This window comes from Oscillibacter sp. CU971, assembly GCF_905219725.1.
Taxonomy (GTDB): domain Bacteria; phylum Bacillota; class Clostridia; order Oscillospirales; family Oscillospiraceae; genus Oscillibacter.
This window is the reverse complement of sequence record NZ_CAJMXG010000471.1, coordinates 1-1,437: the sequence shown is the minus strand read 5'-3', so window position 1 is coordinate 1,437 and position 1,437 is coordinate 1. Positions and strand designations below refer to the sequence as shown.

Here is a 1,437-nt window from a genome sequence, read left to right as displayed (position 1 = left end):
GTATAAGAGACAGGGAGTGAGGATATAGTCCTGTTTCGCGATCTCCTGCAAATCCACCGCCGCGCAGAACCCCTTGACCTCCTCCAGCGTCCCCGCCGCGAAAGCGTTGTAGGTATCCGCGATCTCCCGGATGTCCCCGTCCGTCAGCTCCCGCAGCTTCCGGCTGACCATCGTCCCCGTTTTCCGTGCGTCGATAAACAGCGTTTTCCCCTTCTGCTTCTTATTTTTCGCCAGGAACCAGAGGGAGACGGGAATCTGTGTGGTATAGAACAGCTGAGGCGGCATGGCTACGATGCAGTCCACCAGATCGGCCTCTATCATATTCCGGCGGATGTCCCCCTCGCCCCCGGACTGAGAGGACAGGGAGCCGTTAGCCAGCACCATGCCGATGCGCCCGCCGGGGGCCAGGTGCCAGATCATGTGCTGGAGCCATGCGAAGTTGGCGTTCCCGGTAGGCGGCATCCCGTACTGCCACCGCACGTCCTCCCGCAGCTTGTCCGCACCCCAGTTGGAGAGGTTGAAGGGCGGATTCGCCATCACAAAGTCGGCCTTGAGCTGTGGGTGACAGTCGTCAAAGAAGGTGTCGGCGCTGAACTTCCCCAGGTCAGCGTCAATGCCCCGGATGGCTAGATTCATCTGTGCCAGCTTCCAGGTGGTGGGGTTGGAGTCCTGACCATAAACTGAAATGCGGTTGATGTTCCCGCTATGGTTCTCGATAAACCGAGCCGACTGGACAAACATACCGCCGCTACCGCAGCAGGGGTCATAGACCCGCCCATTGAAGGGCTGGAGCACTTCTACTAACGTCTTGACCACACACTCCGGCGTGAAGAACTCCCCGGCCAGCTTGCCCTCCTGCTCGGCGAATTTCCGCAGGCAGTACTGGTAGGCGTTCCCCAGAATATCCTTGCTGCTGCCGTGCTCTACCATCTGGAGGTTGGTAAACAGATCGACCACATCCCCCAGCCGCCGCTTGTCCAATTCCGGGCGAGCAAAGTTTTTGGGCAGAATGTCCTTCAGCTTCTTGTTTTCCTTCTCAATGGCGCGCATGGCGTCATCGATTACCTTTCCGATCTCCGGGGTGTGGGCGGCGGCGGCAATGACCTTCCATCGGGCGGATTCGGGTACGAAGAAGATGTTCTCTGACGTATACTCGTCGATGTCCTCCTCAAAGCCGTCGCCCTCGGCTACCAGCTCGTTGTATTTCGCCTCGAAACGGTCGGAGATGTATTTTAAGAAAATCAGGCCAAGTACGACAGACTTATATTCCGATGCGTCCAGATTGCCCCGCAGGACACAGGCCGCGTCCCATATCTGTTTTTCAAAGCCGCTGTTGGTTGTATTCGTCTCAGCCATCCCATTTTCTCCTCTGGTATGATTTGGTGTTTCCATTATACAGTCAAAAGCGACAAAAAGCAACCGAATGTATTGCTACCT

General features: G+C 56.7%; 1 protein-coding gene. It reads right to left on the bottom strand.

The features are described from left to right. The coding region (locus tag JX325_RS16675; RefSeq protein WP_204792148.1) for a class I SAM-dependent DNA methyltransferase at nt 1–1,356 on the bottom strand (1,356 nt) is incomplete at its 3' end. Between the last annotated feature and the right edge of the window lie 81 nt (nt 1,357–1,437).